This is a genomic window from Blastocatellia bacterium (assembly GCA_025054955.1).
Taxonomy (GTDB): domain Bacteria; phylum Acidobacteriota; class Blastocatellia; order HR10; family J050; genus JANWZE01.
This window is the reverse complement of record JANWZE010000077.1, coordinates 22,285-32,077: the sequence shown is the minus strand read 5'-3', so window position 1 is coordinate 32,077 and position 9,793 is coordinate 22,285. Positions and strand designations below refer to the sequence as shown.

9 protein-coding genes are annotated in these 9,793 nt (G+C 56.3%); 5 read left to right on the top strand and 4 right to left on the bottom strand.

Going from position 1 to position 9,793, the window contains the following annotated elements; all coding sequences use genetic code 11:
• The coding region (locus NZ823_10520) for a phosphoheptose isomerase (protein MCS6805559.1) at nt 1-226 on the top strand (226 nt) is incomplete at its 5' end.
• A 198-nt stretch (nt 227-424) separates the two neighbouring features.
• On the opposite strand, the gene NZ823_10515 is transcribed toward NZ823_10520, so the two are convergent.
• The 3 genes from NZ823_10515 to NZ823_10505 form a co-directional block, all read right to left on the bottom strand.
• Nucleotides 425-805 (bottom strand): DUF1232 domain-containing protein, encoded by a 381-nt coding sequence (locus NZ823_10515; protein ID MCS6805558.1) that lies wholly within the window; start codon nt 803-805, stop codon nt 425-427.
• Nucleotides 806-1,040: 235 nt separating this feature from the next.
• Entirely contained in the window at nt 1,041-1,349 is a 309-nt protein-coding gene (locus NZ823_10510) for a non-heme iron oxygenase ferredoxin subunit (GenBank protein ID MCS6805557.1), read from the bottom strand.
• Nucleotides 1,350-2,076: 727 nt separating this feature from the next.
• A complete protein-coding gene (locus NZ823_10505; GenBank protein ID MCS6805556.1) occupies nt 2,077-3,693 on the bottom strand; it encodes a 2-isopropylmalate synthase in 1,617 nt (538 codons plus the stop codon).
• A 156-nt stretch (nt 3,694-3,849) separates the two neighbouring features.
• Between NZ823_10505 and NZ823_10500 the strand changes: the two genes are divergently transcribed.
• From NZ823_10500 to NZ823_10485, 4 genes are all read left to right on the top strand, one after another.
• Entirely contained in the window at nt 3,850-4,755 is a 906-nt protein-coding gene (locus tag NZ823_10500) for a LysR family transcriptional regulator (GenBank protein MCS6805555.1), read from the top strand.
• Between the two features lie 9 nt (nt 4,756-4,764).
• Nucleotides 4,765-5,844, top strand: coding sequence for a 3-isopropylmalate dehydrogenase (leuB, locus tag NZ823_10495; GenBank protein MCS6805554.1), 1,080 nt, complete (start codon nt 4,765-4,767; stop codon nt 5,842-5,844).
• A 95-nt stretch (nt 5,845-5,939) separates the two neighbouring features.
• Complete coding sequence (locus NZ823_10490; protein MCS6805553.1) at nt 5,940-7,328, top strand: sigma-54 dependent transcriptional regulator; 1,389 nt, start codon at nt 5,940-5,942, stop codon at nt 7,326-7,328.
• A gap of 151 nt (nt 7,329-7,479) precedes the next feature.
• Nucleotides 7,480-8,136 carry a hypothetical protein gene (locus NZ823_10485; protein ID MCS6805552.1) on the top strand — a complete coding sequence of 219 codons (657 nt, stop codon included), beginning with the start codon at nt 7,480-7,482 and terminating at the stop codon, nt 8,134-8,136.
• Between the two features lie 429 nt (nt 8,137-8,565).
• On the opposite strand, the gene NZ823_10480 is transcribed toward NZ823_10485, so the two are convergent.
• On the bottom strand, nt 8,566-9,786 hold the full coding sequence (locus NZ823_10480; protein MCS6805551.1) for a M20/M25/M40 family metallo-hydrolase: 1,221 nt from the start codon (nt 9,784-9,786) through the stop codon (nt 8,566-8,568).
• Nucleotides 9,787-9,793: the final 7 nt, after the last annotated feature.

Genomic DNA, 9,793 nt, shown 5'->3' with positions numbered 1-9,793 from the left:
CGGTCGCTCGCCCAATGTGGTTCGGGGTGTTCAGGCAGCACGGCAACGTGGATTACACACCATTGGCTTGCTGGGCAAAGATGGCGGCGTAGTCAAGGATTTGGTTGACCTGGCCATCATCGTGCCGAGCGATTCGACCTCGCGCATTCAAGAAGTGCATATCACCATCGGACATATCGTGTGCGAGTTAGTCGAGCAATCGCTTTACTCGCAGTCGTCCGGTTGAGCGGCATAACCTTCCTTGAAAATAGCCCACGAAACACACGAAACTCACGAAAGAATTGTATTTTCATGCTTCCTGGCGTGCTGTTGTATAGGAGCGATTCCTTTGAAAACGCCATGTGCAGTTTGATTGTGGCTACTTGTCACGCTGCGTTGTTTCAATCCGTAATCGCTTTTGGCGCTAGTAAAATGCCGCTGGCTGTCAGTCCTGAACTTTTCCCAACAATTGCTGACGAATGCGCCGCGGCAGCAAAACTTCTGCCACGCGACGCATGGCGTTGATCAATCCGACGATGTCGCCCTCTCCAGACCAATTGTCTCGCAATGGTTCCTCGCCAGCCCGCAACAGCAAGCGCGTCAAAGCCACTCCGATCAGAAAGGTGTCGTCAACTAAGCCCCAAAAAGGAATGAAATCAGCCAGCAGGTCTAGTGGCGTCAGCGTGTAGAGGATGGTCGCCAAAAGAATAGCGCGATCAGCCTTCGAGACACGTGGATCACGCATCAATCGGCCGATCAACCTGATGAAGTTTGGAATCAGCGTGATATAACGTCGGATGGATCGGCGGCGGTGTTGTTGTTGCATTGCTACCGTGTGCTGTTGAGGCTCAAGGTGCGTGATTGGCTGATCGTTCCGGTAAAGGTGTTGTTGTTGCATTGCTACCGTGTGCTGTTGATGCGGCGTTCAGTGACAGCTTTCGTCCGCCCATGACAGCGGTTTTCAGATGGACGTTCGGGAGCAAAGGCAGGTCGGTCGTGGGCAGCATGACCGTCAGAGACGAACCCGCAAGCGAAACCCGCTGTACAGGAGGGTACGCTCATCACACTTCAATTTCGATGTCATCGCCGACCACGCGGACCTGATACGAGGTCGCACCACCGCGCGCCGGCCCGCCGAGTGCCTCGCCGGTCGAAATTTTGAATCGAGCGCCGTGCCACGGACACGTCACCTCGTCACCGGTGATGTGTCCTTCGGCCAACGGCCCACCAACGTGAGTGCAGTGATTGCCGATGGCATAGTAGCAGCCGTCCACATTGAAGACAGCCAGCTCAAGACCTTGAACCTGAACCATCCGGGCTGTGCCCGGCGCAATCTCGCTCGTCTTGGCGACTTTGATGAACTCTCCCATAAACGCGCCTCCTTCCAAAGTGCCCACGAAGCGCGCCAACGAGGCGAAAATCACCATTTGATAGTGCGTCGCGCGCGAAAACTCATGGGCAAACGCCTGAAAGATCGTCGTTGAGCATGGTAAGATACCCGTCGAGTAAGAGGGCGTCAAGAAACTCAGGGATTCGTGGATATTCTCACCGGAGAGATTAACCTATCAAGCGCGCTACCGATGCGAAAGAATTTCTCTTTTTGATCGTTGGTGGCGTGCCAGGAGTACATGAGCGGTTGCCCGACTCCTGCTTCGCGTCAGCGTGGATTTTCTGGGGAAAAATCGGACACCATGCGGCCGCAGCTCGACACGCGAGTTTGCGGTCTCGGAGTGCGCAAGAATGGATACAACATCATCCGCTGTCAAGGCGGCAGCTCAACACACGAGTTTGCGGTATCGGAACGGTCTTCGGAGGCGGGCGGGTTGGGGCGAGGAACCGAGCATCGCGGCTTGGCCAGTGCTCAAAAAACAAAATCGGGGGCGGAGGACTTTATCCGCCCCCATCGTGTGGTTCTGGAGGAGAAGAGCCGGGGGTGGCTCTTCCCTCCAGGGCTGAGTGCAGGAGGAGGGTTCATGAGCTGGGCGGCTGCTGGTTCTTGTGATTATCAAGCAACCAGCCCACGCAAATCCGGTAAATCCGGCCATTGACGCCTTGTCTCATTCTCGCGTCCATAAAACTCCGCGACACCCCAAATACTCACCATCGCTCATCACTCGTCACTCGACGTGATGAGCACGTTTCATCTGCCAACTCTGCCTGTGCTATCGTCTCAACCGACTTGTCCGTGTCAACTGCTGTTCGACGGCGGTTAGCATACATCAATTTATTGACCGAATGCAAGTAGGCGCGCGCGCTGGCGTCAACAATGTCTGTGCTGGCCGCCTTGCCCGTGAACATGCGACCATCGAAGTCAACATGGACAAACACTTCACCGACAGCATCCCGACCACGCGAGACAGAGCGAATCGTATAATCCACTACCTGCCCGCGCAGCCCTGTGATTTGGTCAATCGCTTCATACGCAGCGGCCACAGGCCCATCGCCGGTGGCCGATTGAACGAAGACTTGCCCATCGCGCTCCAACACCACGGTCGCCGTCGAAGGTTTATGATTTCCGGCCAGCGCTTGCACAAGCCGCAAAGCGTATGTTTCAGGAATATCACGCAGACCATCTTGCAGAATAGCTATCAAATCTTCTTCAAACACTTCTTTCTTGCGGTCAGCGAGCTTGGTGAACAGCTTGTAGGCTTTATCCAGTTCAGCCCGCGAAAGCTGATAGCCCATCTCCTCAAACCGCTGCTTCAGCGCGTGCCGGCCCGAATGTTTGCCCAGCACGAGTGTGCTTTGACGAACGCCGACCGACTCCGGCGTCATAATCTCGTAGGTCAGCTTATTGCTCAACACGCCATGTTGATGAATCCCTGCTTCATGCGCAAACGCATTTTTGCCGACGATCGCTTTGTTGGGCTGAACCATGATGCCGGTGATGTTGCTCAGGAGTTGGCTCGTCTTGTAAATCTGCTCAGTATGGATGCCGGTCGTGAACGGCAATAAATCATGCCGCACGCGCAAAGCCATCACGATCTCTTCTAACGACGCATTACCCGCTCGTTCGCCAATGCCATTGATGGTGCACTCGACTTGTCGGGCGCCCGCTTGAATCGCAGCAATTGAGTTGGCCACGGCCAATCCTAGGTCATTGTGACAGTGCACGCTCAATGTACACCGGTCAATGTTCGGCACACGCTGGCGCAGCGTGGTGATGATGTGGGTGAACTCAGTGGGAATCGTATAGCCAACCGTGTCGGGAATGTTCACGGTGGTGGCGCCTTCTTCGATCACCGCTTGAACGACCTGACAGAGATAATCAAGGTCTGTCCGCGTGGCGTCCTCGGCTGAAAATTCCACATCCTCGGTGAAGCTTTTGGCCAGCCGCACCGCTTGCCGGGCTTCTTCGAGGACTTGCTCGCGGGTTTTCTTGAGCTTGTATTCTAGGTGAATGTCAGAGGTGGCAATGAACGTGTGAATGCGCGGTCGAGCGGCATCGGCCAGCGCCTCCCACGCGCGTTCAATATCTATGCGCGTCGCCCGCGCCAGACCGGCAATGATCGGGCCGCGAATCTGCCGGGCAATGGCGCGAACGGCTTCAAAATCCTCGTCGGAGGAAATCGGAAAGCCAGCTTCAATCACGTCCACGCCGAGCGCCTGAAGCTGCCGCGCCATTTTCAGTTTCTCTTCTACGTTCATGCTGGCGCCTGGCGATTGCTCGCCGTCGCGCAGCGTTGTATCGAAGATCGTGATTCGATGTTCCATAACCTGATCCTTTCTTCATCTCGCCTTGGATACCCACACCGCCTTCGTCGCGGCTACCACCACTGGCCGATACTCTATCAAACAGGCTGACAGTTTGTAAAATTTATTCTTTTTCGGTGACAATTAACATTGCTAATGATAGAATGCACCGCCGCTATGGAATTCTCTCAACTTGAGGCGCTCATCACCATTGCCCAAGAACAGAGTTTTTCGCGGGCGGCTGAGCAGATGGCGCGCACGCAGCCGGCCATCAGTATCGCCATCAAAAAACTCGAAGAGGAAATAGGGGTCGCGCTATTGGATCGCTCGCGCAAAGCCGTCGCCTTGACGGACGCAGGCGAAGTCTTGTTCGAGTATGCGCAGAAAATCGTCAATCTGCGCGCCGAAGCAATCAATGCCATCAAGGAGCTCCAACAGCTTCATCACGGCAAAGTCATCATTGGGGCCAATGAAAGTACCAGCTTGTATCTGCTGCCTCGGATCATTCTGGCCTACCGACAGCAATATCCGGGCGTGAAGCTTGAGGTGTTTCGCACGTTCTCCGAACAGTTGCCCCGCTTAGTGAAAGAGCACCGGCTTGATTTTGCTTTGCAAGCGTATGATCCGCAGGATAGTCAGCTTGCCACCTTTCCGATCTTAGAAGACGAGCTGGTGTTGATCATGCATCCGCAGCACCGATTGGCCAAGAAGCGCAAAGTGAGTGTTCGGGAATTAGGCGATGAAAGTTTCTTGGCGCACAACGTCAAATCGCCGGCGCGCGACAAAGTGGTGCAATTTTTCCGCGATCACCGCGTGCCGCTCAATATCAGTATCGAGCTGGCCACGATTGAAACCATCAAGCGGTTTGTGGCGATGGGGATGGGGCTGGCGATTGTGCCGCGCTTGTGTGTGGAGGAAGAGATTCGCAACAAGCAACTGGTCACCGTGCCTGTCCAGGGGTTACACATTCGCCGGACGCTGCGGGTCATCTATTTGCGTGACCGCGTGCTGTCGCAGGCAGCGGCTGCATTTTTGAAACTGATCAAGTCGTACAATCACCAGGCCGACTGGTTTGCGCCATGAGAAACAGCTATGGAATTGAACATTGTCGTGTTGCCCGGTGACGGGATTGGCCCAGAAGTTGTGGCACAGGCCGTCAATGTGTTGAAGGTTGTAGCTGCTAAGTTTGGTCATACGTTGTGTCTGCAGGAGCATGCGGTCGGCGGCGCCTCATTAGAACAAAATGGCACGCCACTGACGGAGGCTACGTTGCAAGCTTGCCGGCAAGCGCAGGCTGTGTTGCTGGGCGCTGTCGGGGCTCCTCAGTATGACAACAATCCGCCCTTGTTGAAGCCGGAGCGAGCCTTGTTGATGCTCCGGCGCGAGCTTGGCACGTTTGCCAATCTGCGGCCAGCCATGCTGCATCCGGCGCTGCTGGATGCTTCTTCGCTCAAACCGGAGATTGTTCACGGCACCGATGTGCTGATTGTGCGTGAACTGACCGGCGGTCTCTACTACGGCGAGCCGCGCGGGATCAATCACCACGAAGCCTTCAACACCATGCGCTACACTCGACTGGAAATCGAACGCATCGCGCACATCGCTTTTCATGCAGCTCGACGGCGGCGTGGCAAAGTGACTTCAGTAGACAAAGCCAATGCGCTTGAGTGTTCAAGGCTATGGCGTCAGGTGGTTAGCGAGGTAGCGCAGGCGTATCCCGACGTTGAGCTGGAGCACATGTACGTGGACAATTGCGCGATGCAACTGATCACACGCCCGCGTCATTTCGATGTCATTTTGACGGAGAATCTGTTTGGCGATATTCTGAGCGATGAGGCGGCGATGCTGACGGGTTCGATCGGTTTGCTACCTTCGGCCAGTCTTGGTGATGGTGTTGGGTTGTATGAGCCTGTGCATGGCTCAGCCCCGGATATTGCCGGACAAGACAAGGCCAATCCGCTGGCCACGATTGCTTCGGCGGCGATGATGCTTCGGTACACGTTCCATCTGGAGCAGGAAGCGCGAGCCATCGAACAAGCGATAACGGCGGTGCTGGAGCGCGGTTACCGGACGGCTGACTTGTATCGCGGCGATGGCCTACTGGTCGGAACACAGCAGATGGGTGAGCGCGTCTGCCAGTCCATTGCTGCTGCTGAGCGCCAAGCCGATTGATCCAAGATTGAGGCTTGCCTTTGAGTTTTTCCCACTTCGGTTTATAATGGAGCCAGCACCGAGTTGAGCGCCTCTGGCCGCAGGACGAAGTATGTATGCCGCGCATTCTGGTCGTTGATGATGAACCGCAGATTGGGCAGATGCTGACTCGTGTGCTGGAAACAGAAGGGTTTCAGGTCACGGCAGCGTCCAATGGACAACAAGCGCTACAACTCATCCAGCTCGCTGAATACGATTTGGTCATTGCTGACTGGAAAATGCCCGTCATGTCGGGTCTCAGCCTGCTGCAACGTGTGCGCGTGATGCAGCCTCGCTTGCCCGTCATGATTATCACAGGCTTTGCTTCTATTGATTCAGCCGTCGAAGCCATGAAGCTCGGCGCTTGTGATTACCTATGCAAGCCGTTTGGTCGCGACGAGCTACTCAAGCGGGTGCACTCCATTTTGCAAAAGCGCTCCGTGAATCAGCTCGATGAGCATTGCGCCGGCGCCGTTCACCAGCGAATCGGGTTGGAGTCGGTTATTGGGGTCTCGCAGGAGCTAGCCGATGTATTAAGCAAAGTCAAGCAGGTGGCGCCCACTGAGAGCACCGTGTTGGTCACGGGTGAAACCGGCGTTGGAAAAGACCTCATCGCGCGGCTGATACATCAATTGAGCCGCCGCGCCGACAAACCGTTCGTTTCTATCAACTGCGCTGCCTTCCCCGAACAATTGCTGGAAAGCGAGTTGTTCGGTCACGTCAAGGGTGCATTCACCGGAGCCACGGCAGATCGCATCGGATTGATTCAGGAAGCGCATGGCGGCACATTCTTCCTGGATGAAATTGGCGCGATGCCGCTCGGCGTGCAGGCCAAGCTACTGCGCGTGCTCGAAGATCACACAATTCGCCGGTTGGGAGAGAATCAAACGATCACAGCCGACGTGCGCATCATTGCGGCGACCAACCACGACCTGCTGCGGGCTATTGCTCAGCGTCACTTTCGTGAAGACCTTTACTACCGGCTCAATGTTGTCTCGATTCATGTGCCGCCGCTGCGAGCCCGGCGCAGCGACATTCCACTGCTGGCCGAATTCTTTTTGCAGCGGTACAGCCGGCGCGACGGTAAACCGATTCGCGGAATTGAGCCGGAGGCGTTGCGGGTTTTGTTAGCCTATGACTATCCGGGGAACGTCCGCGAGTTGAAGCACATCATTGAGCAGGCGGTGGCCGTATGTACAGATCCCCTCATCACCGTCAGCGCATTGCCGTTGCGTGTGCGCGAGCTGGCCTGGCAGAAACTGGCGCTTGGGCAAGCGCCGGCGGAGCACCAAACCAACAGTGCTTCCATCCCACGACTTGAAGTCTTAGCGGCCAGAGAGCGGGCACTCATCCAGGACGCGATCAACCGTCATCGCGGCAACCTGGATCAGGCTGCTCGCGAGCTGGGTATCAGTCGCGTCACATTATGGCGTCGGATGAAAAAGTTTAACCTCTCCGCCCGATAGGGCATCCCGATAAGCTTAGGTATAATTCCGCAAGCTGATCAGTAATTCTACGAATCGTTTTTCTGGCACCGTTCATGAGATAATAGAAGCGCACATTGAAAGAGCCTGCGTTGGCATTGGGTTCTTTTCATGTTCGTTAGGAGGAAATGCGATGGACGCACAGATCATTGGACCGGAGCCAAACGTTGATGCGACCGGGTGTGTGGCCTGTGAGCAATTGTTAAGTTTGGTTCAAGAGACGTTGCCGGCCAGCGAGGCTCAGCCCATTCATGCGCATTTAGGCTGTTGTGAAAAGTGTCGGCAGTTATTGGCTCAGCTCCAGCGAGTTGTGGCTGCTGCTGAGCGACGAGAGCTGCTAGCTCCCCCGGCCTGGCTCACGCGCAGTGTCCAACGCCTGTTTGCGTGGCGTTTGGGTAGCCAATCGGCAAACCAGACGGAGCAAGCGCCGGCGTTGTTGCTGGTGGATAGTTGGGCTGATGAGCGATTGCTCGGTTTTCGTGGCACGGATGCCATGTCACGACAGATGCTTTATCGCGCCGGCCAGTATGACATTGATCTTTTGTTCGACTATCACGAGGGTCGGCAAGGGGTCGCGATTATCGGTCAATCGCTGCCGCTGGAGGCGGAAGGCGTGCCGCTGTGTGGGGCGCCCGTGCGGCTTTTGCAGGGAGACCGGATAGTGCTCGACACGCGAATGAACGAATGGGGTGAATTCGTGATAGATGGCGTGCCGGAAGGAATCTACACGTTGAGCTTTGAGTTGGGAGGCCGCCAGGTTATTGTCGCGCTCGATGTCCTCAGGCATTAGAGCAGTTGGCGAATGAACTTATGCTGGAAGCGCACGCTCCCACTGTGCAGCAGCCTGCAAGATGTGAGGCCTGCAAGCCAAGGCCATTGGAAATCGCTGCAACCGTTGAAATCGGTTGCGTCCATTCAGGACGCTTCGATCAGTTTGAACCGGTGCTGACTCATTTATCACCCCTCCAACCAACTCCTGACAGCCCGCACTGAGACACACAGACGAAAGGATTGAGCTGCTCGGCTACGCGGGCATTCTTCCTCACCATCCCCTTGTCAATGATGCCTGCGTGGCGCTGGTTCATCAGTGGGTGTCGCTGCGCCGGTCATCTTCAGGAATGACTGCCCGCCTGTTTGTCACCGAACAAGCAAAATAGAAACATGCGCCGGAAGTCGTCATCGGCAGGAATGGCCGTCCACCCGTTTGTCACAAGCTGTTTCAACTTTGCCGTCCGACCAGCTCCATCAACAAGAGCAGCGCGCGTTTGATTCCCAGCTCACGGTCAGTCGGATCATACCATTCATCGAGCGTATGCGACTGGCCACCGTTGCCGCCGGCGCCGAGCGTGATCGCCGGAATACCCAATGAGATTGGCAAATTACTATCGGTCGAAGCGCACTCGAAGGTCGGTTCAATACCAATCGCTCGCGTTGCTCGTACGGCTGCCTGGACAAGATGGGACTCCACAGGTGTCTGGCCGGTTGGACGTTCACCGAGCCGCTCAATCATCGTTTGCAGGCACGTGCCCGTGCCGGCGCACCGCTGATTTTCTTGCTGCGCCGCCGCTTCAACGGTGGCGTGTAAAAACAGCTCGATACGCTCCAGTTCATCTTGCGAGGTTGAGCGAGCGTCCACGTCCATAGTTGCCGATTGCGGAATCGCATTGACTGATTGGCCGCCGCAGATGCGACCCACGTTGAGACTCGTGCGCGGTTGTTGAGGCAGCGGATATTTGACCAATTCACGCACGGCGCTGGAGAGCGCGTGGATGGGATTGACCAGTCCAAAATCGCTCCAGCTATGTCCGCCCGGCCCGGTGAATGTCACCCGATACCGGCGTGAGCCGAGCGCTTGATGGACAATCCGTTCGACGCCATGACCGTCCAGTGAGACAAACGCATCAACGCGCCCAGCCCATAGGCTGTGGCTAAAGAAGTGACGCACGCCACGCAGATTGCCTTCGCCTTCCTCCCCGACGGTGGCCAGAAAGACGACCCTGCCGTTGACGAGCATTTCGCTCTGTTGCATCACGTGAATCAGCGCCAGGAGCGCGGCTAGCCCACAGGCATTGTCGCCGATGCCCGGCGCGTATAGCCGACCGTTGCGCTGTTCGACGCGCGTGTCCACCTCTGCTGCAAACACGGTATCCAGATGAGCCGAGACGACCACTATGGGGCGCTCGGCAACGCCTGGCCACACCCCGATGACGTTGCCAGCCGCATCCTGATGAACGGCGCTCAGTCCCAGTTGGCGAAATCGTTGCTCAAAATAGGCAGCGCGCCGCTGCTCGCCAAACGGCGGCGCCGGAATCTCACAAATCGTGATCTGCTCTTGCGTCACCTGCTCGGCCGTCGCGTCAATCATTGCGAAAGCGCGTTGAATCAGCCGATGATCGGCAGAGGCAGATGTGAGCAAGGCCGAATCAGGTGCGTTCTTCAAGGTTCCT

Excerpts from the sequence above, each read along its gene's own strand:
- NZ823_10515 (MCS6805558.1), bottom strand. The coding sequence starts at position 805 with ATGCAACAACAACACCGCCGCCGATCCATCCGACGTTATATCACGCTG.
- NZ823_10510 (MCS6805557.1), bottom strand. The coding sequence starts at position 1,349 with ATGGGAGAGTTCATCAAAGTCGCCAAGACGAGCGAGATTGCGCCGGGC.
- NZ823_10505 (MCS6805556.1), bottom strand. The coding sequence starts at position 3,693 with ATGGAACATCGAATCACGATCTTCGATACAACGCTGCGCGACGGCGAG.
- NZ823_10500 (MCS6805555.1), top strand. The coding sequence starts at position 3,850 with ATGGAATTCTCTCAACTTGAGGCGCTCATCACCATTGCCCAAGAACAG.
- leuB (MCS6805554.1), top strand. The coding sequence starts at position 4,765 with ATGGAATTGAACATTGTCGTGTTGCCCGGTGACGGGATTGGCCCAGAA.
- NZ823_10490 (MCS6805553.1), top strand. The coding sequence starts at position 5,940 with ATGCCGCGCATTCTGGTCGTTGATGATGAACCGCAGATTGGGCAGATG.
- NZ823_10485 (MCS6805552.1), top strand. The coding sequence starts at position 7,480 with ATGGACGCACAGATCATTGGACCGGAGCCAAACGTTGATGCGACCGGG.